Origin of the sequence: Nocardia sp. FBN12, assembly GCF_050320175.1 — a bacterium.
In the GTDB taxonomy this organism is placed as follows: domain Bacteria; phylum Actinomycetota; class Actinomycetes; order Mycobacteriales; family Mycobacteriaceae; genus Nocardia.
Map to the genome: position 1 here is coordinate 6,386,562 of NZ_CP190048.1, position 26,512 is coordinate 6,413,073.

General features: G+C 67.4%; 21 protein-coding genes, 1 tRNA gene and 1 riboswitch. Of the genes, 12 read left to right on the top strand and 10 right to left on the bottom strand.

Annotated features, from left to right (window positions below):
* Nucleotides 1-212 precede the first annotated feature (212 nt).
* From topA to ACQHI0_RS30105, 7 genes are all read left to right on the top strand, one after another.
* Nucleotides 213-3,137: a type I DNA topoisomerase gene (gene topA, locus ACQHI0_RS30075; RefSeq protein WP_427905115.1), complete on the top strand. Its 2,925-nt coding sequence runs from the start codon at nt 213-215 to the stop codon at nt 3,135-3,137.
* Between the two features lie 65 nt (nt 3,138-3,202).
* A complete protein-coding gene (locus ACQHI0_RS30080; protein WP_427905116.1) occupies nt 3,203-4,402 on the top strand; it encodes a DNA polymerase III subunit delta' in 1,200 nt (399 codons plus the stop codon).
* Between the two features lie 180 nt (nt 4,403-4,582).
* A complete protein-coding gene (locus tag ACQHI0_RS30085) occupies nt 4,583-4,894 on the top strand; it encodes a hypothetical protein (protein WP_427905117.1) in 312 nt (103 codons plus the stop codon).
* 110 nt (nt 4,895-5,004) lie between these two features.
* Nucleotides 5,005-5,080, top strand: a tRNA-Thr gene (locus tag ACQHI0_RS30090).
* A gap of 142 nt (nt 5,081-5,222) precedes the next feature.
* Nucleotides 5,223-5,873: an HIT family protein gene (locus ACQHI0_RS30095; RefSeq protein WP_427905118.1), complete on the top strand. Its 651-nt coding sequence runs from the start codon at nt 5,223-5,225 to the stop codon at nt 5,871-5,873.
* A 322-nt stretch (nt 5,874-6,195) separates the two neighbouring features.
* Nucleotides 6,196-6,777, top strand: a complete 582-nt coding sequence (locus tag ACQHI0_RS30100) for an ArsR/SmtB family transcription factor (RefSeq protein WP_427905119.1) — start codon at nt 6,196-6,198, stop codon at nt 6,775-6,777.
* A gap of 4 nt (nt 6,778-6,781) precedes the next feature.
* A complete protein-coding gene (locus tag ACQHI0_RS30105; RefSeq protein WP_427905120.1) occupies nt 6,782-8,134 on the top strand; it encodes an alpha/beta hydrolase family protein in 1,353 nt (450 codons plus the stop codon).
* Nucleotides 8,135-8,250: 116 nt separating this feature from the next.
* Here ACQHI0_RS30105 and ACQHI0_RS30110 read toward each other — a convergent pair whose 3' ends face one another.
* A complete protein-coding gene (locus ACQHI0_RS30110; protein WP_427905121.1) occupies nt 8,251-9,339 on the bottom strand; it encodes an alpha/beta fold hydrolase in 1,089 nt (362 codons plus the stop codon).
* A 227-nt stretch (nt 9,340-9,566) separates the two neighbouring features.
* Here ACQHI0_RS30110 and ACQHI0_RS30115 point away from each other — a divergent pair, with 227 nt between their 5' ends.
* On the top strand, nt 9,567-10,043 hold the full coding sequence (locus ACQHI0_RS30115; protein WP_427905122.1) for a DUF2752 domain-containing protein: 477 nt from the start codon (nt 9,567-9,569) through the stop codon (nt 10,041-10,043).
* A gap of 38 nt (nt 10,044-10,081) precedes the next feature.
* Entirely contained in the window at nt 10,082-10,267 is a 186-nt protein-coding gene (locus tag ACQHI0_RS30120; protein ID WP_427905123.1) for a hypothetical protein, read from the top strand.
* Here ACQHI0_RS30120 and ACQHI0_RS30125 read toward each other — a convergent pair.
* The 6 genes from ACQHI0_RS30125 to ACQHI0_RS30150 form a co-directional block, all read right to left on the bottom strand.
* The gene (locus ACQHI0_RS30125; protein ID WP_427905124.1) at nt 10,252-11,607 is read right to left on the bottom strand and encodes a M1 family metallopeptidase; all 1,356 of its coding nucleotides are present in this window, start codon (nt 11,605-11,607) and stop codon (nt 10,252-10,254) included. The genes ACQHI0_RS30120 and ACQHI0_RS30125 overlap by 16 nt on opposite strands.
* Entirely contained in the window at nt 11,607-15,518 is a 3,912-nt protein-coding gene (locus ACQHI0_RS30130) for a Pls/PosA family non-ribosomal peptide synthetase (RefSeq protein ID WP_427905125.1), read from the bottom strand. Before ACQHI0_RS30130 ends, ACQHI0_RS30125 begins: the two co-directional genes overlap by 1 nt.
* Before the next feature lie 156 nt (nt 15,519-15,674).
* Nucleotides 15,675-16,109 carry a MarR family winged helix-turn-helix transcriptional regulator gene (locus ACQHI0_RS30135; RefSeq protein WP_427905126.1) on the bottom strand — a complete coding sequence of 145 codons (435 nt, stop codon included), beginning with the start codon at nt 16,107-16,109 and terminating at the stop codon, nt 15,675-15,677.
* 110 nt (nt 16,110-16,219) lie between these two features.
* Nucleotides 16,220-17,605, bottom strand: coding sequence for a hypothetical protein (locus ACQHI0_RS30140; RefSeq protein WP_427905127.1), 1,386 nt, complete (start codon nt 17,603-17,605; stop codon nt 16,220-16,222).
* Nucleotides 17,598-19,793: a S8 family peptidase gene (locus ACQHI0_RS30145; protein ID WP_427905128.1), complete on the bottom strand. Its 2,196-nt coding sequence runs from the start codon at nt 19,791-19,793 to the stop codon at nt 17,598-17,600. Before ACQHI0_RS30145 ends, ACQHI0_RS30140 begins: the two co-directional genes overlap by 8 nt.
* Nucleotides 19,794-19,816: 23 nt before the next feature.
* Nucleotides 19,817-20,947 carry an AAA family ATPase gene (locus tag ACQHI0_RS30150; protein ID WP_427905129.1) on the bottom strand — a complete coding sequence of 377 codons (1,131 nt, stop codon included), beginning with the start codon at nt 20,945-20,947 and terminating at the stop codon, nt 19,817-19,819.
* Between the two features lie 318 nt (nt 20,948-21,265).
* A riboswitch (SAM riboswitch) is annotated at nt 21,266-21,380 on the top strand.
* A 41-nt stretch (nt 21,381-21,421) separates the two neighbouring features.
* On the opposite strand from ACQHI0_RS30150, the gene ACQHI0_RS30155 reads away from it, so the two are divergent.
* Together ACQHI0_RS30155 and ACQHI0_RS30160 are read left to right on the top strand one after the other, a co-directional pair.
* On the top strand, nt 21,422-22,738 hold the full coding sequence (locus ACQHI0_RS30155; RefSeq protein ID WP_427905130.1) for an aminotransferase class V-fold PLP-dependent enzyme: 1,317 nt from the start codon (nt 21,422-21,424) through the stop codon (nt 22,736-22,738).
* A 472-nt stretch (nt 22,739-23,210) separates the two neighbouring features.
* The gene (locus tag ACQHI0_RS30160) at nt 23,211-23,528 is read left to right on the top strand and encodes an excalibur calcium-binding domain-containing protein (protein WP_427905131.1); all 318 of its coding nucleotides are present in this window, start codon (nt 23,211-23,213) and stop codon (nt 23,526-23,528) included.
* Nucleotides 23,529-23,565: 37 nt separating this feature from the next.
* On the opposite strand, the gene ACQHI0_RS30165 is transcribed toward ACQHI0_RS30160, so the two are convergent.
* Nucleotides 23,566-23,871, bottom strand: coding sequence for a hypothetical protein (locus ACQHI0_RS30165; RefSeq protein ID WP_427905132.1), 306 nt, complete (start codon nt 23,869-23,871; stop codon nt 23,566-23,568).
* 16 nt (nt 23,872-23,887) lie between these two features.
* Nucleotides 23,888-24,355: a flavin reductase family protein gene (locus ACQHI0_RS30170; protein WP_427909353.1), complete on the bottom strand. Its 468-nt coding sequence runs from the start codon at nt 24,353-24,355 to the stop codon at nt 23,888-23,890.
* A gap of 196 nt (nt 24,356-24,551) precedes the next feature.
* Here ACQHI0_RS30170 and ACQHI0_RS30175 point away from each other — a divergent pair, with 196 nt between their 5' ends.
* Nucleotides 24,552-25,694, top strand: a complete 1,143-nt coding sequence (locus ACQHI0_RS30175) for a Fic family protein (RefSeq protein WP_427905133.1) — start codon at nt 24,552-24,554, stop codon at nt 25,692-25,694.
* A gap of 2 nt (nt 25,695-25,696) precedes the next feature.
* Here the strand turns inward: ACQHI0_RS30175 and ACQHI0_RS30180 are convergent, their stop codons facing one another.
* On the bottom strand, nt 25,697-26,173 hold the full coding sequence (locus ACQHI0_RS30180) for a YbaK/EbsC family protein (RefSeq protein ID WP_427905134.1): 477 nt from the start codon (nt 26,171-26,173) through the stop codon (nt 25,697-25,699).
* Between the last annotated feature and the right edge of the window lie 339 nt (nt 26,174-26,512).

Below are 26,512 nucleotides of genomic sequence, written 5' to 3' on the forward strand. Positions count from 1 at the left end.
CCCCCTCCTCCGCATGCGGAGGAGGGGGACGAGCCATTTCCGGGTAGCATCGCCCAGGACAGCGCCCGCGACGTGAAACGCCGCAAATGCCTCTACCCCACGTGCGCAGGGTATAAACGTCACTGGTGGCGATGTCCGAACGTCGTCATCTGCCCCAGCCGCGCACCGAGCGGACCTCCCGACGCGCGGATCTAGAAGGAAGGTGTTCGCCGGTGGCAACACGAGACCGCAGTTCAGCCGACCAGGGCCGACCCCTGCGTCGTCTCGTGATCGTCGAGTCACCGACCAAGGCCCGCAAGATCGCGCCCTACCTGGGGCGCAACTACACGGTCGAGGCCTCGGTGGGCCACATCCGCGACTTGCCGCGCGGCGCCGCCGACGTGCCCGCCAAATACAAGGGGCAGCCGTGGGCGCGCCTCGGTGTCGACGTCGATCACGACTTCGAGCCGATCTACGTGGTGAACCCGGATAAGAAGGCCAAGGTCGCCGAGCTCAAGAGCTTGCTGGCCGACGCCGACGAGCTCTACCTCGCCACCGACCCCGACCGTGAGGGCGAGGCCATCGCCTGGCACCTGCTCGAAACGCTCAAGCCGAAGGTCCCGGTTCGCCGGATGGTCTTCCACGAGATCACCGAGCCCGCCATCCTCGCGGCCGCCGCCGACACGCGCGAACTCGACAACGATTTGGTCGACGCGCAGGAAACCCGCCGCATCCTGGACCGCCTCTACGGCTACGAAGTGTCTCCGGTGCTGTGGAAGAAGGTCATGCCGCGGCTGTCCGCCGGTCGCGTGCAGTCCGTCGCCACCCGCGTGATCGTGCAGCGCGAGCGCGAGCGCATCGCGTTCCGCTCCGCCGGGTACTGGGATATCGCCGCCAAGCTCGACGCCGGGCCCGACGAGAAGTCCGATTCGACCAACCCGCGCACGTTCGGCGCACGCCTGGTCCAGGTGCAGGGCGACCGCGTCGCCTCCGGTCGCGACTTCGGTTCCGACGGTCAGCTCAAGTCGACCACCGGTGTCGTCGTCCTCGACGAGGCCTACGCCCGCAGGCTGGCCGAGGCGCTCGACGGTGCCGCGCTCGAGGTCAGCTCGGCCGAGGCCAAGCCGTACACGCGCAAGCCGTATCCGCCGTTCATGACCTCCACGTTGCAGCAGGAAGCGGGCCGCAAGCTGCGGTTCACCTCCGAGCGCACGATGCGGGTCGCGCAGCGGCTGTACGAAAACGGCTACATCACCTACATGCGTACCGACTCGACGACGCTGTCGGAGTCGGCGATCGCGGCGGCTCGCTCGCAGGCGACCCAGCTCTACGGCGCGGAGTACGTCTCGCCTTCGCCGCGCCAGTACACCCGCAAGGTGAAGAACGCGCAGGAGGCACACGAGGCGATCCGTCCCTCGGGTGACACCTTCATGACGCCAGGTCAGCTGGCCTCGAAGGTCGACAACGACGAGTTCAAGCTCTACGAGATGATCTGGCAGCGCACGGTCGCCTCGCAGATGGTCGACGCGCGCGGAACCACGCTGACCCTGCGCATCACCGGCACCGCGCGCACCGGCGAGGAGTGCGTGTTCTCGGCCTCGGGCCGCACCATCACCTTCGCCGGGTTCCTCAAGGCCTACGTCGAGAGCGTGGACGAAGAGGCGGGCGGCCAGTCCGACGACGCCGAATCCCGTTTGCCCGCACTGGAAGAGGGCCAGAGCGTCACCGCCGTCGAGCTGAACCCTGACGGCCACAGCACCAACCCGCCCGCCCGCTACACCGAAGCCTCGCTGATCAAGACGCTGGAAGACCTCGGCATCGGCCGACCGTCGACCTACTCCTCGATCATCAAGACGATCCTCGATCGCGGGTACGTCTACAAGCGCGGCAGCGCGCTGGCCCCGGCCTGGGTGGCGTTCGCGGTGGTCGGTCTGCTCGAGGCCTACTTCGGCCGGCTCGTCGACTTCGACTTCACCGCCGCGATGGAGGACGACCTCGACGCGATCGCCGGTGGCCGCGAGCAGCGCGGAAACTGGTTGTCCAGCTTCTACTTCGGTGGCGAGGCCGGTGCCGAGGGTTCGGTCGCGCGTTCGGGTGGCCTCAAGAAGATGGTCTCCGTGCAGCTCGACGATATCGACGCGCGCGAAGTGAACTCGATCAAGATGTTCGTCGACGAAGAGGGCCGCGATGTCGTGGTCCGCGTCGGCCGCTTCGGCCCGTATCTCGAGCGGATGGTCATCAATCCCGATGACCCCGAAGGGGATCGGATCTCGCAGCGGGCCAACCTGCCCGACGATCTGCCCCCCGACGAGCTGACACCCGAGGTCGCCGAGAAGCTGTTCTCGACGCCGCAGGAAGGCCGTTCGCTCGGCGTCGACCCGGTATCGGGGCACGAAATCGTCGCCAAGGAAGGACGTTTCGGCCCGTACGTCACCGAGGTGCTGCCGGAACCGCCCGCGCCCGACCCGGACGCGGCGCCCGCGAAGAAGACGAAGAAGGCCGCGGAGGTCAAGCCGCGCACCGGTTCGCTGTTCAAGTCGATGGACTTGGCCGAGATCACCCTCGACGATGCGTTGATGCTGCTCTCGCTGCCCCGCGTGGTCGGCAACGATCCCACCTCGGGTGAGGAGATCACGGCGCAGAACGGTCGCTACGGCCCATACCTGAAGAAGGGCACCGACTCTCGTTCGCTGGCGACCGAGGATCAGCTGTTCTCGGTCACCCTCGAGGAGGCGCTGAAGCTCTACGCCGAGCCGAAGCGGCGCGGGCGTCAGGCCTCGGCCGCGGCACCGCTGCGTGAGCTGGGCAACGACTCCGCCACCGACAAGCCGATGGTGATCAAGGACGGTCGTTTCGGTCCCTACGTCACTGATGGCGAGACCAACGCGAGCCTGCGCAAGGGCGACGAGGTCGAGTCGATCACCGACGAGCGCGCTTCCGAACTGCTGGCTGATCGCCGGGCGCGTGGGCCGGTGAAGAAGGCTGCCAAGAAGACGACCGCGAAGAAGGCGGCCAAGAAGGCGCTTGCCAAGAAGGCCGCGGCGAAGTCGACCGCGACCAAGACGGCCACGAAGACCGCGGCCAAGAAGTCGACCGCGAAGAAGACGGCTGCCAAGAAGGCTCCGGCCAAGAAGGCCGCCGGCTCAGCGGAGGACTGATCGGAGTGGCCGCGACGGGCTGGCGTCCGGCGACCCTGTCGGACCACGCGGCTAGGGTGTAGCGCGTGGCAGGTGTCTTCGACCGACTGGTCGGCCAGGACGTGGTCGAGACCGAACTGGCCGCTGCCGCGAAGGCGGCGCGGGCGGGTGTGGTCACCGGGGCGATGACGCATTCGTGGTTGTTCACGGGGCCGCCCGGTTCCGGGCGATCGGTAGCCGCGCTGTGTTTCGCCGCGGCGCTGCAATGCACCGATCCCGATACGGTCGGCTGCGGTACGTGCCACGCCTGCACCACCACGATGGCGGGCACCCACGGTGACGTGCGGCGCATCATCCCCGAAGGTCTGAGCATCAGCACCAAGGAGATGCGGGCGATCGTGCAGATCGCGGCTCGTCGCCCGAGTACCGGCCGCTGGCAGGTCGTGGTCGTCGAAGACGCCGATCGCCTCACCGAGGGCGCGGCCAATGCTTTGCTCAAAGTGGTCGAAGAGCCGCCGGACCGCACCGTCTTCCTGCTGTGCGCGCCCACCGTCGACCCCGAGGACATCTCCGTCACCCTGCGCTCCCGCTGCAGACACGTCCACCTGGTGACTCCGACCGTCCCCGCCATCGCCCAGGTGCTGCGCGACCGCGACCAACTCGACGCGAAAACCGCCGACTGGGCGGCTTCGGTGAGTGGCGGCCACGTCGGCCGGGCCCGCCGCCTCGCCACCGACGAAGACGCCCGCCAACGACGCCGGCGTGCCCTCGCCCTGGTCACCGCGACCGAACGCCCCGGCGCCGCCTACGCAGCCGCCGACGAACTGGTGAAGTCCGCCGACGACGAAGCCAAACTGATGAGTGCCGACCGCGACGACCGCGAACGCGATGAGCTCGCCACCGCCCTCGGCGCGGGTGGCACCGGCAAGGGAGCCGCCTCCGCCACCCGCGGTTCGGCAGGTGTCCTCAAAGACCTCGAACGCCGCCAGAAATCCCGCGCCACCCGCACCGGCCGCGACGCACTCGACCGCGCCCTCATCGACATCGCGGGCATGTACCGAGACGCCCTTGCCATGCGCTTCGCGGGCCGGGGCGCCCCCATCACCCTCACCCACCCCGACATGGCCGGCGAGATCACCGACCTCGCCACCAGCGTCCGCCCCGAAGGCCTCCTCCGCAGCATCGACGCCGTCCTGGCCTGCCGCGAAGCCCTCGACCTCAACGTCAAACCCCGCTTCGCCATCGCCGCCATGGTCGCCACCCTCATCACCGCCCGCACCACCTGACCACCCGTTGCGGGCGGCTCGCCGCACTACCAAAACTATGCTGCTCCAACTCATTTGACAGACGGCTGCCGATTCTGTCGGACCTTCAGGTCATACTTTTGGCATGGGAAATGGGGCGGTGCGGGGGATCGGTCGCGGGGAACGCTTCCCGGGTGGGGACTACGTAGGCGGGCCGAGCTGGTGAGCAGACGCAAGGCCAGGCCGGGGCGCTACCGGTCGCTGCACGTCGCGGGCTATCGCAGCGCGTCACACATGCCGATCATGTGGGTCTTCGCTGCACTGGTGGGCGGGGTATTACTCCTGCTGATAGTGCTGACCATCGCCAATGTGGCGTCCGCCGACCATGCCGATACGCCGACCGGCACCACCGTGATGCAGCCGCAGCCGTCCGCCACCGCACCCGCTGCGGTGTCATCGCCACCCGCGCCGCCCCCACCGCCGCCCGCGCCGCCCCCAGCGCAACCGTGCTACCCGTTCCAATCCGCCTGCTGACCGCTGACCGGGCAGGCATTGAGACAACAGCCTGCTCCGAGCGCCCCGCGATGACCTGCTGTTTTCGCGTTCTGACCCGGAGGCGATAGACTCGCACCGCCGAAAGGTACGCCGCCTTAGCTCAGTCGGTAGAGCGCTTCACTCGTAATGAAAAGGTCGGGGGTTCGATTCCCCCAGGCGGCTCCAGCTCAGAGGTCCTTCCCGGTTCGCCGGGGAGGGCCTCTGTTCGTTCAGCGTGCTGACGATGTGACAGCTTCCCACCCAGCGCAGGACCGATGCCGGTCAGCGGGAAGACGCGAGCGTGCATAGGATGGCCGCATAGTGGGGAATGTTGTCGATCGAAGCTCCGACGAGGCCATTCGGCGCGCGATCGTATCGGATGGGGGCGGTAGCTGTGGAGCCACAGAGCGCATCGGCACAGGACTCTGGAAAACGCAGTGCCAACACCTCATTCGGCAGGCAGACCGGGACGATCGATGCCAACGCCTACATGGACCAACTCCAGGCGGACAACGCCGCCGGTCGGTGCTTCATCTGTGAACTGGCCGACGAGCACTCGACTCGTGAGCGCGAAACCGTCGTCTATCGTGACGAACATTGCGTCGTATTCTTTCCGCCCTGGCCTCGCCTCTACGCTTACTGTCTGCTTGCACCTCGACGCCACGCGACGAACGTAGTGTCGGACTTCACCGAGGACGACTACCTCGCATTGCAACTGCGCGTCCATCGCCTCGGTCGGGTCCTCGCCGAGATCACGCCCACCGAACGCTTGTATGTATTCAGCTTTGGCAGCATGCAGGGCGTCGCGCATGTTCACTGGCATCTAGCGCCGCTCCCGCCGGGGACGCCCTTTCGCGAACAGCAACTCGCCGCAGTCGGCAAGCTCGAGTACCTCGTCATGGCAAAGGCCGAACTCGATGAACTGGCAGAGAAGGTCGGAGCCGGAATGACCGCTCTCGCAGAACAAGAACGCGACTGATCGAGTGTCCGTCGACAGCGTCATGGCATGTTTCTGGTAGGCGCCCTGGCTGTATCTACGAACTTGTCCTGGCACCGACTGTCATCAGTCGACTAGTTGTCTTACTTGTGAATTCATTCGACCGGGCGGCCGCTGCGGCCTAACGATCCGTTTGGATCTTCTTGGTGCTCGCAGTGCGTTGGCGGCGTCAGCGGCCGTAGAGGAGATTCCAGACCGTTGCGTGTTCGTGGGCGAGGTCGATGGGGTGCCGTCGATGATGTCACGTCACCATGTTGCATAAAGTTCTTTGCACAGATGTCTGTGCAAAAGGTAGCGTGCAACTATGGCAGACGAGGTACCGCCCAGAGAGATCACTGATCCCGCGGCGCTGCGGGCGCTGGCGCATCCCCTGCGTCAGCGCATCCTGCGGGTGCTCGCCGAGAACGGGCCTGCGACGGCGACGGCGTTGGGCGCCAGGCTGGGGGAGAACACGGGGGCGACCAGTTATCACCTGCGTCAGCTCGCCGAGCACGGGTTCATCGAGGAGGCGCCCGAGCTGGCCAAGGGTAAGGAGCGGTGGTGGCGTTCGCCGCCGAAGGATCTGCGCTATCGGCTGGACAAGGGTCAGTCGCCGGAGATGCGGGAGCTGCTGGAAGGGCTTGTTGCGCAGCACATCACCGACGATATCGACATGTTCCAGCGGTTTCGGGACGAACGCGATCAGCTCGGCGAATGGGGCGATGTGATGCCGTTCTCCCGGGGGGCGATCTACGCGACACGGGAGGAGCTCGAGGCCTTCTGCGAGGACTACCTCACGCTCCTCAAACGATTCCAAGCCACCCACGCCGAGGACAGGCCGGGTGCGCGCCGCGTGCTGACCCGGTTCATCGCCTTCCCGGCACCAGGAATGAACGACAGCGAGTAGATCGATGCTTCTTCGAATTGCCTTGTTCGCCGGCGTGCTCGCCGCCACGGTAGCGGGCGCTCCGCTCGCACAGGCGGACGACATCGCCACCACCGACATCACCGTCACCCGCTCCGACGCGACGACAACCAACGGGACGATCCACGCCCCGGCGGGTGCGACCGGTCGACCCGGCGTAGTGCTCGTGCACGGATCGGGCACGGCCAAGAGCCCGCAATACGCCCAAGTGGCAACAGCTTTGGCGCGCCAAGGCATCGTCGCGCTGCGTTACGACAAGCGCACCGAGGGCTATACCCCCGCCCACCGCGACTTCTCCCTGCTCGCCGACGACGCACTCGCCGGGGTTGCGGCACTGCGGAATCGGCCGGAGGTCGACCCCGCGAAGGTCGGGATCTGGGGACTGTCGGAGGGCGGCTGGGTCGCGCCGCTGGCTGTGTCGCGGTCGGCCGATGTCGCGTTCCTGATCACGATCGGCGCCAACTCCGGCGCACCGGCCGCGCAGCAGACCTGGGCCAACGAAACCAGGTTCGAGGCCGCGGGCGTGCGTGGCTCGATGGTCGATGTGCTGGGGCGCAACGGAATCCGTGTGATGGCGGGTGCGGGCCTGTTTGCCCAGGCTGACTACGATCCACTGCCCGTCCTGGCCGGGATCGAGCAGCCGGTGCTCGGTATCTGGGGTGAGCAGGACCGGCTGACCCCACCGGGCGACAGCCTGCGCGGCTTCCAGGAAGTCTTCGACCGCGCGGGAAAGACGAACTACACGCTGCGGACCCTGCCGAACGCTCAGCACGGTGGCTTCACCACGACCGACGGTTTCGATAAGGGCGAGGAGTTGGCACCCGGTTATGCCCAGCTCATGGGCGACTGGGTGAAGGGTCTGCCAGGAACAGCCACCGCAGACGCGGATCTACCGGCCGCACAAGGACATTCCGTGACGCCGCTGACGCCGCTGAAGTGGTGGGAATCCCCGACGGCGCAGCTCGCCCTGCTCTCGGCGACCGTGCTGGCGCTGCTCGGCTACGCACTGACCGGCTTCGTCCGGGCATGGCGCCTCCCCACCGTGGCACCCGCGCGAATCCTGTTGGCGGCGGCGGGAATCAGTATTGTCGGCGCGATCGCCCAGCTGCTTTACGTCGCGTCCTCGCGGGCTACGGAGTTCGGTCCGCTGGTCTTCGGTCGCACCCTGCCATGGGCGGCGTTGCAGGTGATCGCCGCTGGTGCGGTGGTCGCGCTGGTCTTCGTCATCGTCCGCCGTCCTCGGGAAGGCGTGGGTGCGCGTATCCGATGGGCCATGATCGTTTGTGCCGGAATCGGATTCACGCTGTGGGCGCTGTACTGGGGCCTGCTCAGACCCTGACTACGAGACTCAGACCCGGACAACGAGTAAGGCCCCCGATCGGGAGATCGGGGGCCTCGGCTCGAGTTACCCCTGAGCCGATCGCCGTTGATCGGTCTCAGGAGAACTGACTCGGGTCAGCGGGCAGCGACGTTGCGGCGGGTGGCCCGAGAGTTCAAGGAGTTACGCAGCACCTGGTGCAGCACCGCATCGAAGGCCTCGGTGTCTTCGATATTGCCGAGGTGGCCGTGCGGCAGCACGTGGAAATCGGCCAGATGCCCGGTGCGGCGCAGGGTGTCGACGATCGGGCGCGAAAGACGCTGCGGAAGCAGTCGGTCTCGGGCACCGGCGATCACGGTGGTCGGCACGTTCAGGTTGGCGGTGCCCGCCGACAGATCCATGTCGGCCATGGCGGCGGCGTGGCGCCCCCGTGCGACCGGACGGCAGGAGCGGATGATGCCCATCGCGAAGTCGACCTCGTCGGCGGTGGCCTCGGGGGTGAGAATGCGGCTGCGGAGCACCTGCTGGGTGAGCCAGCCGCCGGGGATCGGCAGCGGCGCGAACAGCAGCGACTCGCTGACCGGCTGCGGCATCCGCACCGGCGCGCCGAGCAGGGTGACCGGGTACTGCGCGACGATGAGCTGCTTGTTCAGCATCGGCAGCATGTCGGTTTCCGAGCGGATCGCGGCATTGGCGGTGTTGGCGAGCAGCACCGCGGACGCGCGCCGCGACACCTGCTCGGGATGGTGCTTGGCCCAGGCCTGAATGGTGAGCCCGCCCATGCTGTGCCCGGCCAGGACGGCCTTCTCATCCCCACGCAGCGTCGCGTCGAGCACGGCGGACAGGTCGTCGGCCAGCGTGTGTTCGCTGGGGGCGGCGGTGCCGAGGGTCGATTCGCCGTGGCCGCGCTGGTCGTAGCTGACCACGCGGTACTCGCCGGCGAAGGCGTTGATCTGCGGGTTCCAGTATTCGATACTGCAGGCCCAGCCATGGATCAGGACCAGGGTGGGGGCGGTATCCGGGCCGTAGACGTGGACCCGGAGCTGTGCGCCGTCCGCGGTGGTCACCGGGACGACCCGGCGCTCGGCGGTGGGGGCGTTGAGTTTCGCGGTCGCGAAACTGCGGCTCCGCAGCCCGGCACGGAACTGTGCGGTCAGTGCGCCGGTCTCGAGGTGAGAGACCATGGATCGCGCTGCCGCGAACGTCATCATCGACTTCGCAAGCATTGTCGGCACTCCTTTGTGTCGTAGGCCACCGTACAGTGCAAGCCGGGGTGCTAGCTAGTGTTAGCGGGTCACAGTGTCCCACTTGTTGTGAACTGGGTCACCGGACGCGCTGACATTGTGAAATCGCCAGAATTCGACGAAAAATTACACCCACCGGACACGATTCGGCTTCGATCCCCACCAGGCGCGTGCTGGCGGTGGCGATCGGGCGCCGCTACCGTAGGGGAGTGGACAACGCGCACGTCACGGCCGGAATTATCGCCGCAGGCCCGAATCAGCAGCCCGCACCCGATGTCGCGCGTCCGACCTGGCGGCGGCTCACGCCCCCGCTGATCGCCGCCGGTCTCGGCATCGGCACGCTGGCCCTGCTGCATTTCCGCGATCCGCACGTCGAGGGTTCCTACGGCCTGTGCCCGGTCTACGCGCTGTTCGGGGTGTACTGCCCCGGCTGCGGTGGGATGCGCGCGATGCACAACCTCACCGACGGCAACATCGTCGACTCACTGCACAGCAATCTGCTCGCCGTGCCACTGACCCTCGCCTTCGCCGTCTTCGTGATCGACTGGCTCCGGCGTGCCCGCCGCGGACAACGCTGGCGGATGCCCAGCATCAGCCCGGTGATCGTGTGGTCGTTCTTCGGCCTGCTCGCCGTCTATACCGTGCTCCGCAACACGCCGTGGGGAACGTGGCTCACCCCCGTCTGACGCTGGTTCGCGGGCCGATTACCGGGCAACCTGGAGATATGGGCGATTCACTGAAAGACCGGGTCCGGCAGAAATTGCAACGCCAGCTCGCCGAGGACGGCCCCGACCCCGAGCGCGACGACGCCAGGACCATCTCGGTGGCCGACGACCTCGAGGCGCTCGAGATGGTGCCTGCCGACGATCCGCTCATCGAGGAATTGGCCCAGCGCTACCTGGTGTTCTGATGCGCCTGTCCGCCCAGCGGCGGAAGTTGCGGCAGCGGCTTGGTGCCCAGCCAGATCGCGAACAGTCCACGCAGCGGCGCCACGCTGTAGTGACCGGCCAGATCGACGAATTCCTCGGTGGTGACAGAGGACTGCCGATACCGCTCGGTCCATTCCCTGATCAGTTCGAAGAACAGGTGATCGCGTAGTTCCAGCCGCAGCGCGTGCAAGGTGAGCGCCCCACGTTTGTAGACCCGGTCGTCGAACATGTCCCGTGGTCCGGGATCGCCGACGACGATGTCCTGCGGCTGACGCGCCAGGTTCGCGCGCGCGGCCCGCGCCAGCTGATCCGCGGTCGCCCCGCCGGACGCCTCCGACCAGATCCATTCCGCGTAACAGGCGAAGCCTTCGTGCAGCCAGATATCGCGCCACTGCTTCAGCGTCAGGCTGTTGCCGAACCACTGATGCGCGAGTTCGTGGGCGACAAGGCGTTCCGAGCCGCGCTTGCCGTCGCAATGGTTGGCACCGAAGATCGAGATGCCCTGCGCCTCGATCGGGATGTCGAGTTCGTCGTCGGTGACGACCACGGTGTAGTCGTCGAACGGGTACGGCCCGAACTTCTCGGTGAACAGCGCCATCATCTCCGGCTGACGCGCGAAGTCGTGGTCGAAGTTCACCCGCAATCGCGGCGGGATGACGGCGTGCATCGGCACCGGTTCGCCGACGGCGCCGACCCGGTACTTGCGGTAGTTGCCGATCTGGACCGTCGCCAGATAGCTCGCCATCGGTTCGGCCATCTCGTACACCCAGGTGGTCTGGCTGGCCTTGGCCTGCTTGCCGACCAGGGCGCCATTGGCCACCGCGTAGAACGGGCTGTCGGTGGTGATCGAAATCCGGTAGGACGCTTTGGAACTCGGGTGGTCGTCGCACGGGAACCAGGAGGCGGCGCCGTTGGGCTGACTCGCCACCAGCGCGCCCTCGGTGAGCTCTTCCCAGCCGACCTCGCCCCACGGTCCGCGCACCGGTTTCGGAGTGCCCGCGTAGTGGACGGTGATCTCGAGGACGCCACCCGCGGGGATCTTCTGCTGCGGTGTGACCGCGAGCTTGCCCTGCTGATGGACGAACTTCGCCGCCTTCGACCCGTTGACGAGCACCTTCGACACCGTCAGCGCCTGCGAAAGATCGAGGGTGAACCACGCGCGCACCGTGGTGGTGACCGCGATGACCACCACGCGTCCGGCGAGCCGGTTGCTGGCCGGTTTGTAGCTCAGCTCCAGCTCGTAGCGCGACACGCGGTAGCCGCGATTGCCGTTCTGCGGCAGGTAGTTATCGATGGGGTCCTCGTAGAACTTGCTCCGCATCAGGCGGCTCCGCGCTGCCTCGACTCCCGCGTCGAGGCGGGACCGGTCCAGGGCGAGATGGGGTTGCCCCACCAGCGAGTCGACGGGGGAACCACGTCACCGCGCATCACGAGCGAGGCCGGTCCGATGGTGGCGCCCGCGCCGATGTGCGCGGCGGGCAGGGCGACGCAGTGCGGGCCGAGGGTGGCGCCCGCGTCGAGTGTCACCGTGTCCATGGACATGATGCGGTCGTGGAACAGGTGCGTTTGCACCACGCAGCCGCGCTCCACGGTCGCGCCGTCACCGAGTGTCACCAGGTCCGCCTCCGGTAGCCAATAGGACTCGCACCATACCCCGCGACCGATCTTGGCCCCGAGTCCACGTAGCCACAGATTCATCACCGGAGTACCCGTCGCGGCACGCGCGAACCATGGCGCCGCGACGGTTTCGACGAAGGCGTCGGAGACCTCGTTGCGCCACACGAACGAGCTCCACAGCGGGTACTCCACCGCGCGAATGCGCCCGACGATCAACCACTTGGCGGCCACCGCGATGATGCCGGCGAGCGCACCGGCGACCATCAGTACCAGACCCGAAACAAGCGCTGCGACAAGGTAATCGGTGTGCCGGGCGATCAGCGCCAGCACGAGCAGCACACCGAGGCCGATGGCGAAGGTGACCATCACCGGGATCAATCGGCAGGTCTCCACGAACGCGCGCGCCAGCTTCAACCGCAGCGGTGGATCGAATGTGCGTGAGGTGTCGCTGGATTCGGTCGCGCGACGCAGCCGCACCGGCGGGCTGCCCAGCCAGGACGAACCCGCCTTGGCCTTGTTCGGCGCGGCCGAGAGCACCGCGACCAGACCGTTCTTGGGGACACGCCGGCCGGGCGCGGTCATGCCCGAATTGCCGAGGAAGGCGCGCTTGCCGACCTTGGATTCGCCGATCCGCAGCCAGCCGCCGCCGAGTTCGTAGCTGCCGATCATGGTGTCGTCGGCCAGGAACGCGCCGTCGGAGATCACGGTGAACTTGGGCAGCATCAGCACGGTCGACGCCTCGACGTTCTTGCCGATCTTCGCGCCGAGCAGCCGTAGCCACACCGGCGTGAGCAGACTGGCGTAGAGCGGGAACAGGAAGGTGCGCGCGGAGTCGAGCAGGCGTTCGGTGGCCCACACCTGCCAGCCGGTCCGGCTGCGCACAGGGTGATAGCCCTCGCGCAGGCCGATACTCAGCAGGCGCACCGCGAGCACGGTGGCCACGGCGTACACGCCGAGACTGAGCAGGGTGGCCAGCGGCAGGATGGCGAAACCGCGCACGGCGGCGGCGCCGATGGTGGTCTCCTCGCGGACCCACCAGGCGATGAAGGTGCCGCCGACGGCCAGGCCGAACACGGGCATCGCGGCCAGCACCATCGAGGACAGACCGAACACGATCAGCCAGTGCCGCGCGCGTTCGGGAGCGTGGTCGGGCCAGCGGTGCTGCGACTTGCCGGTCTTGGCGGCAGGCGAGCCCGCCCATTCCTGTTCGCCCTTGACCTTGCCCGACACGGCCGAACCGGGGGCGATCTCGGCCTTCTTACCGATCTTGCTGCCGGGCAACAGGATCGAGCGGGCGCCGATCACCGCGCCGTCACCGATGGTGATGCCGCCGATGTGCACGATGTCGCCGTCGACCCAGTAGCCGGACAGGTCGACTTCGGGTTCCACGCTGGCGCCGTCGCCGAGTTCGAGCATGCCGGTGACCGGGGGCAGGCTGTGCAGGTCGACGCCCTTGCCGATCTTGGCGCCGAGCGCGCGGGCGAACGGGACCATCAGTGGTGCGCCGGACAGGCTTTCGGCGCCGCTGGCCTCGGACAGCCGGACGGCTGCCCACAGCCTCAGGTGCACCGCCGAGCCGCGCGGATAGGAACCGGGGCGAAGTCCGGCGAGCAGGATTCTGGCGCCGACCACGCAGGTCGTCATCCGGCCGATCGGCGAGATGAACAGCACGAACGCCAGCAGAATCCACCACCACGACAGGCGCGGCAGCCACGGTAGCGAGCCCGACCAGCCCGCGATGCCGGAGACCACGGTCAGCCAGGTGACCCACTGCAATCCGGTGAGGGTGGTCAGCGGAATCGTGGCGAGTACCTGAGTGATCTGCGCGCGTAACGGCGTCGGCCGCACTACCCGCACGTCGACGGCCGCGACCGGTGCGCTGCCGTCGAGGAGTTCGACCAGCGAGCCGAGACGCGGGTGCTCGTAGAGATCGGCGACGGTGACGTGCGGGTACCGCTCACGCAACGCGCCGACCAGCTGTGCCGCCGACAGCGAGCCGCCGCCCAGATCGAAGAATTCCGCGTCGAGATCGGTGGGTTGGGCGCCGAGGATCGCGTCCCACAGGCTCGCCACCCATGCCGCGGTGCCCGACAGTCCTGTCTCGGCCGGTTCGTCGGTCGAGGGCAGTGGCCATGGCAGCGCGTCGCGGTCGACCTTGCCGGAGGTGCGGGTCGGCAGGTCCGCGACCACCGCAAGGCGCGGTACCAGCGGAGCCGGAAGTTGTTCGGCCAGGATCTCTCTGGCCTTCTTCACGTCGAAGTCGGGACCGGCGCCGGTGAGGTAGCCGACGAGAATCTTGTTGCCCGCCTTGGTGGTTCGAATCGCGGCAGCCGCACCGCTGACGCCCGGCAGGTGCTGGAGCGCGTTGTCGAGCTCGCCGAGCTCGATGCGCCGGCCGCCGATCTTGATCTGGTCGTCGGCGCGGCCGAGGAAGATCAGGCCATCGCGGTCGTTGCGCACCAAATCGCCACTGCGATAAGCGCGTTCCCACCCGAGCGAGGGCAGCGGTGCGTACTTCTCCGCGTCCTTTGCGGGATCGAGGTAGCGTGCCAGGCCGACGCCACCGATCACGAGTTCGCCGGTTTCGCCTGTGCCCACCGGGTTGCCCTGCGGGTCGACGACGGTGAGGTCCCAGCCGTCGAGCGGCAGGCCGATGCGCACGGGCATCTCGCCGGTGAGCAGGGCCGCGCACGCGACGACCGTCGCCTCGGTGGGGCCGTAGGTGTTCCACACTTCGCGGTCGGCGCCCGCTAATCGTTCGGCCAGCTCCGGCGGTACCGCTTCGCCGCCGAAGATCAACAGCCGCACCGATTCCAGCGCTTCGGCGGGCCAGGTCGCGGCCAGCGTCGGCACCGTGGAGACGATGCTGATCTCGCGGCGCATCAGCCAGGGGCCGAGGTCGGCGCCGGTGCGCACCAGGTCGCGCGGGGCGGGGACCAGGCAGGCGCCGTTGCGCCAGGCCAGCCACATTTCCTCGCAGGAGGCGTCGAAGGCCACCGACAGGCCGGCCAGTACGCGGTCGCCGGGGCCGATGGGCGCCTTCTGGAGGAACAGGCGTGCCTCGGCGTCGACGAAGGCGGCGGCGTTGCGATGCGAGACCGCAACACCTTTGGGAGTGCCGGTGGAGCCGGAGGTGAAGATGATCCAGGCGTCGTCGGCGGGGGTGGGCAGGGTGTTCCAGTCGTGTTCGCCTTCGGCAGTGGTGGCCGACTCGATGCCGTCGGCGGTGGCGATCGCGCTCACCCTGGCCTCGCCGAAGACGAGCTTGGCGCGTTCCTCTGGGTCGTCGGCGTCGACGGGGACGTAGGCGGCGCCGCAGTAGAGCACGGCCAGAATCGTCACGTACAGCGCGGCGGAGCCCGACGGCATCCGCACGCCTACCCGGTCGCCCGGCCGCACGCCCGCCTCGGTGAGTTCGGCCATCCTGGCCTCGATCGTGGCGATCAGTTCCAGGTAGCTGAGCACGACGGTGCCGTCGTCGATGGCCGGTGCGTCGGGGTGGGCGAGGGCGGTGCTGGTCAGGATGTCGACCAGGGTGCGCGGCGGCGCGGCGAGATCCGCGCGCAGCAACGGATCGCGCAGGACCGCCGGTACCTCAGTGTGTGGCTCGAGCATCGTGCTCAGTCCACCTCTCATCGGTTGACCCCCATCGGTGGTGTCTGTTGTTTCATGAGCGGGTTACCGGAGGGCAAACAGGATGGTCACCAGATGCCAACGGTACTCGGTGCGGGTGTTGCCGGGCGGCAGCGAACGGCGTGCCGTCCGCGCTGTTCACGACGGCGATTCCGGCAGTTCGCCCAGCGCCGTGACCGCGAGCCGGTGCAGCGTTCGCTGTTCGTCTTCGGTGAGGCTGCTCAGCACGCGCGCGGTGGCCTCGGCGATCAGCTTGTCGGTGCGTTTGCACTGCTTGCGCCCTGCTTCGGTGATCCGCAGCCGGTATTTGCGGCGATCCTTGCCGTCGCGGGTGCGCTCTACCAGGTCGGCCCGTTCCAGCGCGTCGATCAGGCGGACGACTTCACTGCGGTCGATACCGAGCGCGTCGCCCACTTTCTTCTGCGTCAGGTCGGCGTTCTCCGAGATGAAGGTGAGTACCCAGTGATCGCGCAAGGGGACGTCGATCTCGGCGTGCAGGGCCTTGGTGAGCCGTCCGAGCGCGTACACCGGGTAGCGCGGCAGGCCGCGGACGGAGTTCGTGTTCGTGGACATGAGAGGGAACTCTAGCAAATAGTGGAGGAGCCCAATCATCTCGGGTGTCCATCATGGGGTGCGTAGATGGTTGGAAACTGGGTGTGATCAGGCAACTCGGGGGCAATCGGTTACGGGTAACCGACCACGTTGCGTGCGCGTGGCGAGCGCGCGGACTGATAAGCCTCGGCACGGCGGACGATCTGGGCGTGCAGGGTCGATTCCGGGTCGACGTCGGTGAGATCGAAGGAGATCTTGCCGCCGTGATCGTGGTGAATGATCAGGGAGTCGTCGACGACGCGATAGACCGCCCGCACGTCGCCGTCGGCCCAGGCCGCTACGTATCGGACCGCAACCGCCCGGTGCAGTGCGAGTCGCCAGTACTTACTCGTTCGCTCGCGCAATCTGCCTGCGCTGACGCCGTCGTACCAGCTGGGCTCCCGCCCTGGTGTGGTCTCGCCCGGAGTGGACCCGAGCGAGGCGTCGCCCGCAGATGCCGACGCAGGTCCGTCGGGAGCCGTCGGTGCGAGGCTGTCGGCGGGTTCCTTCGAGTGCGTCGGCGGTGTCGCGTTTTTTGCGGCGGGCGCGGATTGCTGTGCCCAGCGGTCGGCGGCGCTCAGGTCGACCCACAGGATTTCGCCGTCGCCGACGTGCTGGCCCGCGCGGGTCACGCGGCGCGAAGGTGGGCGACGTGGTGGTTTGGCGCGGGTGCCGATGACGGTGACGACAGCGGTGCCGGGCAGCCGCGTCGCGGGGTCGACCGGCTGGTAGCCGGGGTTGTCCTCGCGGACGAAGCCGAGGACACGGTCGAAGGCGGAGAGGCCCGGCGCGGGAACGCAGCCGTCGAGGCACAGCAGGGTGCGGCCGAGTGCGAAGACGAGGTCGGCCGCGATCGAACCCCGCTTTTCCTCGTCGAACGCGCGGGTGAGGACCTGCGCGGGGACGATCACGATCGAGGTGTCCGAGGGGCTGGTGTGCTCGGCGCAGCGGGTGAGGTGGCCGACGTGGGCCGACTCGGATTCGGCGTAGAACAGGTAGTACGCGGTCGCACCGAAATGCGCTGCGGCGTCCTGCAAGTCGGATCGTTGCGCGGAAGGGAGGGCAGCCGATTTGATCGGTTCACCGCGTCTGGCCCGCTTGGCCTGGACGAGCAATCGCACCTCGCGCGCACCCGAGGGTTCCTGCACGCTGTAGATGAAATCCGCGCCGACGCCGCGCCTTCCGCGAGCCCGATTGCCACCTTCCTCGGGCCGGGTCAGCAGCCTGAGCCCGCCGGATCCTGTTGTCTGTGCGGCCGATCCCCACGACGTGCATCGGCGCGGCGGCACACAATCGGGGCACGGCGCGTCGATGCGATAGTCGACGCCGGTCAGATGGCCGAGCAGGAGTTCGGTGAACGTCTCCTCCTGCCACGGAAACAGCCGCGCGCCGAGGTGTTGCAGCCGGTACACGCTCTGACAGCTCAGCCGCCGCGCCGCGATCGGATCGACGAAGATCTCCGCCGGGAACTCAGACATCGAGCGGGATCTCGATCGTCGGGCGCAACGCCTCCAGCTGGGTGACATACGCGCTGAGCACCCGCTCGTACAGGTCGTCGACCTTGGCGTGGCGCACGGTGATCACCATCGCGTAGCGGATCGGCTGTGCGGTCGCGGTGGGATGGCCCGCCTCACGCGCGTTGTGGTGGATGTCGAAGACCGGGTTGCGCAGGCTGTTGACGCGCTTGCTCCGCTCGGCATGCAGAACGGTGTCCCACTTGTACGAGTCGCGGCGCAGCACCGCCTCGGGGTCGAGCTCGGTGGCGCGGAAGAACGGGGCCGAATCCGGGTGGATTCTGGTCGATTCGGCGAACTTCTCGTCGTGCGGGCGGAAGGTGACGTCGAGGCCGCTGCGGGTGTAGCTGCCGGGGTCGGCGGGGTCGACCGGGGTGGCGTAGACGAGCGTGGCGCGAATTCTGACCATGCCGGCGGGCAGTGCCGCGGGGAGCGGGATCTGGGCGCGCAGATACTTCGCCGGGGTGAGTTCACCCTGGTAGAGGACCCGGGCTTCGCCGTCGCCGCACAGGACCATGTCGGCCAGGGTGGCGGCGATGCGGCCGTGTCCGGAATCGGAATCCGGAGAGCTGGTGCGTCTTTCGGCGGTGTGGACGAGCAGGGCTTTCAGATCGAGCGCACCGAGTTTCGGGCCGAAGAGGGTGCGGGCGCCCAGCGCCGCGCGCAATGCCATCGGGGCGGCGAAGCTGGTGCCGGAGTCGGGGACGGCGGTGCCGTCGGGGCCGACGACGTGGAACGGTTCGTGATCGCTGCCGCCGAAGGCCAGCAGGTCAGGCTTCACGGTGCCGGGGGAGCGACCGGGTCCGATCGCGGAGTACGGCGCCCTGTTCCACTGCGCGCCGACACGATCCGATGAACCGACCGCCAGCGCGTTGACGCTGTCGGCCGGAACCTGCACGCGCGCATTGCCACTGGGCTTGTCGGCTTCGCCGTTGTTGCCGACGGCGATGGTCGCCAGGGTCGTGCCGTCGCTGAGGTAGTCGTCCCAGAACGCGGTCCAGGCGTGCACTTCGTCGTCCTCGATCGGGAGTTCGGGGCCGATGCTGACATTGACGAACTCGTACTTGCGTTGGCGCAGCACGGTATCGATGCGTTCGATCGCCGTGTACAGCTCGCACTGGTCGTCGTCGGTGTCCTCGTCGAGTACCTGATAGTGGTCGACGAAGCCGTACGGGACCGGGACCGGGTGCACTGGGTCGACGCTGCCGAACAGCAGGGCGGAGGTGACACGGTGGCCGTGGTCGAGGTAGTTGCGGTGCGGCGCTGCGCTGTCGGCGAAAGTGTGGGCGTCGACCCAGCGGGCCAGCGGGGTTTCGGTGGGCAGGCCGCCGTCGAAGACCGCGATGGTGAGTTCGCGATCGGTCGGTTCGGCTGCCGGCAGTGCCGGGCGGAACGTGGAAAGCGTGGTTCTGGTCGCTGTTTCGCGTCCGAGTTGGGTACGCATGCGCGGCATGCGGCGGATCACCCGCGTGAACGAGTAGCCGGCGAGCGCGGCGATGGCGGCGTTGGTGCCGGTGACGGGTACGAAGGCAAGGCCGCCGTTGTCGAGCCTGCGATCGATGGCGACGTCGAGGTCGAGATCACGGGAGAAATCGAGCAGACCCTGGAGGGTGATATCGCGGTCGGAGTGCAGGACCAATTCGGCGACTGTCTCCGAATCGCGGGGCGCTGCCGCGAGTCTCAGCCTGTCGTCGGGGTTGTTGAGGCGGAATTCCTCGAGGCTGACGATGCCGTTCTCGGCGCCGCCGAGCGGTGCGTCCGCGCGAAGCCGCGCGGCGAGCAACTGCAGATTCACCCGGGTCGTAGCCAAGAACAGCAGGGTGCTAGCCCGTGGTTTGCCGTGCAGGGGTGCGATCGCCACCGGCCTGCTGCCGAGCGGGTCGAGCTGCATCGAGGTGAGAAGCCTTGTGGGATAACCACTTTTGGACAGATACTGCGGATGCAGGGTGACGGCGGTGACCGTCTCGTCCTCCGGGCAGGCCGTTTTCGGCAACGAGTCGGCACTCGCGGTCGCCGCGCTCAGCATCGGCGCGAGGCGGGCCCGCGCCTGCTGCACCGTGTACGGCGGCTGCGGCGAACCACCGGATCTGCTGGGGGAGATGGGCGTGGTCAGTCGCTCACCGAAGCCGATCAGAAATCGCGGTCCCGCCACCCGTAATCCCCCCAGCTGCCACGTTATTCCCGTCGATGTGTGAAGCCACGGATGGTGTCACGCGAGACCCCCGTGAGCGCACTGATCTGTCTCTGAGACAAGCCTGACACGCCGGTCAGCGTCTGGGCGAGCCGTAACCGATCCGTTTTGGGAAGTTCAGCTACTAGTCGTGCGGAATGCTCGGCCATCAAGCCGGGCAGTAGCTGGTCCTCGAGCACGCAACGCCTGCGCAACCGCAGCATGGTCCGTTCTATGTCGTTGAACGACAAGCCTTTCGACGCGAGCGCCACCGCGTCCACCGCGCCGTCGGGCAGTGGTTGCCCGGCGAACCGGCGGATCGCCTCGCAGCGTTGCTCGGCCTCGGGCAGTGCGAACTCCACGCTCACGTCGAAGCGTCGCCACACGGCCGGGTCGAGCAGGTCGGCGTGGTTGGTCGCGCCGATGACGAGGCCACCGCCGGTCGGCCAGTCGTCGATCTGTTGCAGTAGCACCGTCACCAGGCGTTTCAGTTCGCCCACGTCGCGGTCGTCGTCGCGGCGTTTGGCGATGGCGTCGAGCTCGTCGAGCAGCAGCACGCACGGCCGCTGTTTGGCGTAATCGATGGCGTGGCGCAGGTTGGTGCCGGTCTTGCCGAGCAGGCTGCTCATGATGGTCGCCAGGTCGAGCACCACCAGCGGCAGCGACAGTTGGTGAGCCAGCCAGGCCGCGGCCATCGTCTTGCCGACGCCGGGCGGACCGACGAACAGCAGGCTGCTCGCCGGGGTGAGATCGGCGGCGGCCAGCCGGTCGGCCTGCTTGCGTTCGTCGACGATCTGGGTGAGCACGGCGTAGGTTTCGGCGGCCAGGATCGGCACTTCGGCGGTGGAGCCGGGCGCGATCACCCGCAGCAGCGGCAGCCGGCTGTCGCCGTCGACCGGAATCGGCGTATCCACTTCCGCGCGTAGGGGATTGGCGCGCGTGGGGTTCTGTCGCAGCAGCGCGATGAGCGCATCGGCGAGCTGAGGGCTGGCATGGCGGTGTCGCCGCGCGGCACGCCGCACGAACATCGCGACATCCTGTTCACGCCCGGCCAACGCCAATCTGGCCAGGTGGACGAATTCATCGGGCAGATCGGCGCTCACGTCCGCCGAAGTGGAGCTCAAGGCGTGTGACATGGTCTTCTTCCGATCGTATGCGTGGACTGTTTTCGCTTCACTCGATCGTACGGCGTCCATCATGGGCAAAGTTCACCCCTTGTGTACCGGTTTGACATCGGACCCCACCCGCAGCGCCACATTGATCTGCCGAGCCCTCAGCGCAGCAATTCCCTTCGTCGGATGCTAGTTCCGCCACGCCGGGTCATGGGCGATTCTTTTCGCTTCGGGCGTGCCCAGCGGGCGCTGGTGTGCAGTGTTCGAGGCGCTGGTGCGCAGTGCTGGCACTTTCGGCGCGGTGGTTGACATCGCCCGCGGTCGTCTGTCACTCTCGTTGCAGGTCACGAGTACCAGCGTTCAGCCCCGGCTTGCTGGTCGGCAACCCTCCTCCGCGGTGGGGTGCTCCGGGTGACGACCTGGCTGACGTCCGGATTGGGCGCGGCAAGCGCGGGCCAACTCTTGTGGAGCGGGTCCCTGAGCCGACGGGATTTCGTCATGACTGCTGTAATCGACCCCACCTGTGCCATCGCCGCTGTCACCGGCGCTGACCTGCAGGTTCCGCTCGTTCAAGGCGGTACCAGCTCCTACGCCAACTTCGACTACGCGGCAAGCGCGCCTGCGTTGAAGCAGGTCACCGACCGGATTTCGCAGTTGCTGCCGTTCTACGCCAGCGTGCATCGGGGCGCGGGGTACGCCTCGCGGATCTCCACCGAGTGCTACGAGGCTTCGCGGGGATCGGTCGCCCGGTTCCTCGATGCCGATGACGACCAGGTGGTGGTGTTCACGCGCAACACCACCGATTCGCTGAACCTGCTGGCCGGGTGCGTGCCGGGGGAGACCGTGGTGCTCGATATCGAGCATCACGCGAACTTTCTGCCGTGGACCGAGCACGGCCGTCGCGTCGTGCGGGCCGCCGCCACGGTCGAGGAGACGATTCAGCGTGTGGTCGCCGAGCTGTGCAGCAAGCCTGCCGCGCTGCTCGCGGTGACCGGAGCGTCCAACGTCACCGGTGAGGTGCTGCCGCTGGAACGGCTCGCACGCGTCGCTCACCTGTGTGGTGCGCGCATCCTCGTCGACGCCGCTCAGCTGGCTCCGCATCGCCGGATCTCCCTGCGCGAGACGGGGATCGACTACCTCGCGTTCTCCGGGCACAAGCTGTACGCGCCGTTCGGTTCGGGCGTGCTCGTCGGCCGGCGGGACTGGCTGGACCAGGGCGAGCCCTACCTTGCCGGTGGTGGTGCGGTGCGCGATGTCGGCGTGACAGAGGTCGAGTGGGCGTGCGCGCCCCAGCGGCACGAGGCCGGATCGCCGAATGTTCTCGGCGCGGCCGCTATTGCCGCCGCGTGCGACGCACTCGCCGCCATCGACCCCACCGAACTCGTTGCCCACGAACGCTTCCTTGCCGATCGCCTGCGCGACGGACTCTGCGCGATCTCCGGTGTCGACCTGGTCAGCATCTGGTCCGACAGCCCTGACTGTGTGGGCATCGTCGCCTTCACGGTCGCCGATTTCGCCCCCGGCAAAGTCGCCGCGTACCTCTCCGCCGAACACGCCATCGGCGTCCGCGACGGCCGCTTCTGCGCCCACCCTCTCCTCGCGAGCCTCGGCCTCGACGCGGCCCTGCGAGCCAGCATCGGCCTCGGCACCACCGCTGCTGACGTAGACCGCCTGATCGAAGCGGTAGCCACCCTGGTCACCAACGGCCCCACCTGGAATTACGCCGCCACCGACGGCCACTGGAACCCCACCCCCGAAACCCGCCCCCTCACCGCCGCTTCCCCCGAAGGCGCGGCCCCCTGCCTGCTCGCCTGAACACCGACCCGGCGTAATCGTGCAACCGGGCCTTCCCAGTCGGAATTCTGATTGGCACGAGGGGAGATCGCACGATTACGCCGGTCCCGTCGGCCGTCCGGTTGTCGGATAGCGGCATCTCGCCCGTACCGGGAAATCCAGCGAGCCGAAGTCGAGAAATCTGCTGGTTTGACACTCCGTCAGATTGGGTAACGCGTATCGGACCTGTCGCGATGAAGCCCCCGAGATTGCCCGTAAATCCAAAGGGGACAGAGTGGCCCAGCCGATTCCGCCGTCCGATCCGTGGGCTCGTCCACCCAGGGAACCCGGGAAGAAGCGGCGATGGCCGCTGATTGCCGGGATCGGAGTCGCCGGCGTGCTCGGTCTATCGGTGGTCGCCGGTCTCGGCGACGACGAACCAGCTCCCGCCGCACGGATATCGCCCACTTCGACAACTCGCATTGTCGAATCCAGCACTACTACAACAACTTCGATGACGCAGCCCACGACCACCTCATCGACCGTGTCGACGCTCGCGCCGACCACGACAATCGATGTACCTGTGGCTCCCGTTGCGCCGACCACGACGCTTGCGCCACCCGTCGTTATCCCTGTGCCGACCACGACGGTCGAAGTGCCTGCCCCACGTGTTGCGCCAGTCCCGGAGCCAGAAGCGCCCGCGCCGGCAAGCGCCTATTACCCGAATTGCAAGGCTGCCAAAGCGGCTGGCGCCGCCCCGCTTCACCGGGGCGACCCCGGCTACAGCTCCAACTTGGACCGAGACGGGGACGGCATCGCCTGCGAAAAATAGGCGATCGACGGAGTTGCCCGAAGGTGCGGCACCCTGCTCAATCGGCTGCCAGTCTCGACGCACTGCCGTTGGTGGCGATCACGTGGTCGGTCGCGTCCAACGAATGAATGACGTCGTCGGTGCGGATGTACTGGGAGATCGTGTCCGAGAAGATGAGGGCGAATCTGGCTCTCGGGGAGCAGAGGAACTCGATCGCTTCCAGGACTCCGTGGGCGACGACCTGATCTGCTCGTCGGAGTTCGACACGGCCGCCTACTTCGAACTCGCCGATGGCATCGCCGACTACGGACGGGTTCGGTCTCACGCTCACAGGGAAGACGCCGGTCACGCGGAACTCGCTCATCAACAGAGGTTTTCGATCAGGTGTCGAGTGCTGTCGGGCGGTGGTATTTGCCGTTGTAGTACAGCAGCGGGGCCGCGGAGGGGGACTCTTCGGTTTGGTCGTGGACTCGGGTGACCAGGCCTACGGCGAGGGTGTGGTCGCCGAGGTCGATGAGTTTGTGGACGGTGGTGCGCAGCCAGATGGGGGTGCCGTGCAGGACTGGTTCACCGGTGTCGAGGGTGGTCCAGAGGGAGCGGTCGGTGAAGCGGTCGGCCGCGGTGCGGGAGAAGCGGTGGGCCAAGTGGTGTTGGTGTTCACCCAGGAAGTGGATCACCACCGAGTCCGCGGCTCGCAACGCGTCGATGCTCGATGAGGTGTGGGCGATATTGAACGACACCAGTGGCGGCTCCAACGAGAGCGACGCGAAGGATGTCGCGGTGAATCCGACCGGCCCACTCTCCGCTCCGAGAGTCACTACCGTGACGCCGGCCGGATAGTGCCGCATCGAAGCCCGATACTGCTCAGCCGTGATCCCGCTCAGATCGTCGGGAACCACCAGTCCGGTCTCAGAAGGTTGCACATCGCCCACCGCCCCCAACTTACGCTCGCCACCCAACCACTCCGGCGCCCGCTGTGTCCGTTTGATCCAACTCACCCGGAGCAACTGTTGACGTAATGATTGCGTCAATACATCATTAGGGATGCTGTTTCCCACACCGAAGCTGTCGTCGGACGACGAAGTGGTGCTCGCCGAGGTCGACCAGATGCGCGAGTCCCTTCGGTACGAGCTACAGAGTGTGCCGGCCGTCTGGGTAGGCGGGTTGCGGAAGTTTTTGACCGCCGACGCGGTGTCGGCGTCCAACTCGATCGAGGGGTTCAAGGTCTCGACGGTCGACGTGGAGGACCTGCTGGCCGGCGAGCGTGACGTCGAGGTCTCGGACGAGAATCGTGCCGAGACCTCGGCGTATGCGCGGATGATGACCTATATCCAGACACTGCACGATGTCGAGGACTTCGAATACAGCGCAGGATTTATCAACTCCCTGCACTGGATGCTCCAGGGGCACCGGCACTCGCCCCGCAAGCCCGCGGGGCAGTGGCGACGTGGCCCGGTCTTTGTCACCGACGCCCGCGATCCGAGCATCGCTGCCTACACCGCGCCTGATGTCGAGCAGGTTCCTGCGCTAATGGGTGAGCTGGTCGATTGGCTGAACACGCCGACGGCGACACATTCACTGATTTCCGCCGCGATGGCGCATCTGCATCTGGTGTCGATTCATCCCTGGGCTGACGGCAACGGCCGGATGGCGCGGTCGCTGCAGACATTGATGATCGCGCGCGAAGGTGTCATCGCGCCGGAGTTCTCCTCCATCGAGGCGTGGCTCGGGAGGCCTGGTAATACCTGGGAGTACTACCAGGTACTCGGGCGGCGGGGCAGTGTGTACCGGCCTGATCAGGATGTGTCCGAATGGATCCGGTTCAGTCTGACTGCCTATCACCAGCAGGCGCAGACCGTACACGCGCGAGTCGAGCGTTCGCGGCGGGTGTGGGAAGGGTCCTCGGACTACTTGCGGGCGGCCGGTTCCGACGAACGCATCGTGTCCGCACTGCACGATGTGGCCATGTCGGGTCGCGTGCGTCGGACCAGGTACGAGCAGGCGGAAGGGCTCAATACCCAACAGGCACAGCGTGATCTACGCGAGATGGTGCGCCGCGAGGTGCTTGTCCCAGTGGGCCGCACTCGTGCCAGATATTACGCAGCAGGTCCCCGTTTTCCGGAGGGTGTACTCGAGACCGCCCATACCCCGAAGACTCTGGTCGACCCCTACGCCGATCGCCGCTAGCTTCAGTCGATCTCGATCGGTAGGCCCGCGGTGATGCGGACCAGTTCGCGGAAGTTGGTGCGGAACACCGTGTTCGGGTGGCCGCCCGCGGCCCAGACTTCGGGGTGGGCGGCGAGGGCGGTGTCTACCCAGGTGGGGAGGTTGGTGGGGTGGCCCAAGGGGGCTGTGCCGTCGATGGGTTGACCGGTGATGCGTTCGACCAGGGCGGTGGGGGCGGGGGTGAGGGTGCCTTCGAGGCGTTTGCCGGTGCGGGCGAGGTCGACGCGGTGGTGGTCGGCGACCAGGAGCAGGACGGGGTCGTCGTCGAGGAGGAAGACCTGGGCGGTGAGGATCGCGGTGGGTTGGGCGCCCATGGCGCGGGCGGCATCGGCGGCGGTGGGGGCAGGCGTCTCGGGGCAGACGATGACGCCGTGGTGCCCGCGAGCGATGAGAGTTTCCGCGACCCGGCATGCGACCGGCGGCAATGACGACCTGCGCATGTCATCCAGAGTAGAGGGATTGCGGGAAATGTGCTGTGTTACTGGGGGTCTGAGGACGAGTCCGTGGTGGGTTGTGTGTCGGGGGTTGTGGTCGGGACCAGGTGTTCGGTAGTCCCAGAGGTTTGACGCTGTGTTTGTTGGAGCGCTGGCGCGCTCGAGCGCGGCCCCTGGGGGGCCGCGAGTTAGCCGCCGTTGCTGGCGGCTGCGCCGCGGACGCAACGGCGGCTAACTCGCGGCCGGGCCGCTACGCCGCTTCGCGGCGGACCCTCCTCGAGGTCGGGTCGTGCGGGGCTGGGAGTGCGGTCATGGCGGATCTCAGGTTTGCGGGGGTGTGGACGC

What these genes read in the sequence shown, in the direction of transcription:
- ACQHI0_RS30160 (WP_427905131.1), top strand. Translation starts at nt 23,211, where the DNA reads ATGACGCAGCCCACGACCACCTCATCGACCGTGTCGACGCTCGCGCCG.
- ACQHI0_RS30165 (WP_427905132.1), bottom strand. Translation starts at nt 23,871, where the DNA reads ATGAGCGAGTTCCGCGTGACCGGCGTCTTCCCTGTGAGCGTGAGACCG.
- ACQHI0_RS30140 (WP_427905127.1), bottom strand. Translation starts at nt 17,605, where the DNA reads ATGTCTGAGTTCCCGGCGGAGATCTTCGTCGATCCGATCGCGGCGCGG.
- ACQHI0_RS30095 (WP_427905118.1), top strand. Translation starts at nt 5,223, where the DNA reads ATGTTGTCGATCGAAGCTCCGACGAGGCCATTCGGCGCGCGATCGTAT.
- ACQHI0_RS30130 (WP_427905125.1), bottom strand. Translation starts at nt 15,518, where the DNA reads ATGCTCGAGCCACACACTGAGGTACCGGCGGTCCTGCGCGATCCGTTG.
- ACQHI0_RS30105 (WP_427905120.1), top strand. Translation starts at nt 6,782, where the DNA reads ATGCTTCTTCGAATTGCCTTGTTCGCCGGCGTGCTCGCCGCCACGGTA.
- ACQHI0_RS30180 (WP_427905134.1), bottom strand. Translation starts at nt 26,173, where the DNA reads ATGCGCAGGTCGTCATTGCCGCCGGTCGCATGCCGGGTCGCGGAAACT.
- ACQHI0_RS30150 (WP_427905129.1), bottom strand. Translation starts at nt 20,947, where the DNA reads ATGTCACACGCCTTGAGCTCCACTTCGGCGGACGTGAGCGCCGATCTG.
- ACQHI0_RS30120 (WP_427905123.1), top strand. Translation starts at nt 10,082, where the DNA reads ATGGGCGATTCACTGAAAGACCGGGTCCGGCAGAAATTGCAACGCCAG.
- ACQHI0_RS30125 (WP_427905124.1), bottom strand. Translation starts at nt 11,607, where the DNA reads ATGCGGAGCAAGTTCTACGAGGACCCCATCGATAACTACCTGCCGCAG.
- ACQHI0_RS30110 (WP_427905121.1), bottom strand. Translation starts at nt 9,339, where the DNA reads ATGCTTGCGAAGTCGATGATGACGTTCGCGGCAGCGCGATCCATGGTC.
- ACQHI0_RS30170 (WP_427909353.1), bottom strand. Translation starts at nt 24,355, where the DNA reads ATGCGGCACTATCCGGCCGGCGTCACGGTAGTGACTCTCGGAGCGGAG.
- ACQHI0_RS30135 (WP_427905126.1), bottom strand. Translation starts at nt 16,109, where the DNA reads ATGTCCACGAACACGAACTCCGTCCGCGGCCTGCCGCGCTACCCGGTG.
- ACQHI0_RS30100 (WP_427905119.1), top strand. Translation starts at nt 6,196, where the DNA reads ATGGCAGACGAGGTACCGCCCAGAGAGATCACTGATCCCGCGGCGCTG.
- ACQHI0_RS30155 (WP_427905130.1), top strand. Translation starts at nt 21,422, where the DNA reads ATGACTGCTGTAATCGACCCCACCTGTGCCATCGCCGCTGTCACCGGC.
- ACQHI0_RS30175 (WP_427905133.1), top strand. Translation starts at nt 24,552, where the DNA reads ATGCTGTTTCCCACACCGAAGCTGTCGTCGGACGACGAAGTGGTGCTC.